Raw genomic sequence first — 501 nt, forward strand, 5'->3', positions numbered from 1 at the left:
ACGGTCTTGCTGCCGCCGGTTGAACCGGTTCCAGCGCCGGCACCGCCGCCGCCGCACGCGGTGAGCGCCAGGGAGGCGCTGAGAACGATGGCAGCTGCTGCCGCCTTGGGACCTAACTTCATTGTCGGCTCCTACTGAGTCTTTGCCTGATGCGAGTCAGAGCTGGGGGTGTGTGGCCTGCGCCACACTTTTATGGGTGTGAGATTTACAGTACGGACTTTGATGGGGTTTGGCAACCGATTGTCAAAAGTTTCTTATATTGTTGCCAAGCGCCGGGGCGGGGCACTTGGATCACGCTTGCACCCTTGCTTCAGCCCACCTTCTCAAGCATGTCCGGGTAGCTTTGCGCATAAATGTTTTTGATGATGCCCAGCGACTTGGCCGCCTCCGCGGGGTTGATCCAAAACTGGCCCGGCTCCCCTAAGGTGGCGTAGAAGTCGGCGATCAGCAGTTGATGGGATACGCCCCAATACGATCTCCCGCCGGTTTCCGCCACCCGCT

The 501-nt window shown here is 59.7% G+C and carries 1 pseudogene; it reads right to left on the reverse strand.

Annotated features, from left to right (window positions below):
* Positions 1-310: 310 nt before the first annotated feature.
* A pseudogene (locus HP499_RS24845) lies at positions 311-501 on the reverse strand (gfo/Idh/MocA family oxidoreductase); the annotation flags it as partial.

Origin of the sequence: Paenarthrobacter sp. CM16 (genome assembly GCF_013179505.1) — a bacterium.
In the GTDB taxonomy this organism is placed as follows: Bacteria; Actinomycetota; Actinomycetes; order Actinomycetales; family Micrococcaceae; genus Arthrobacter.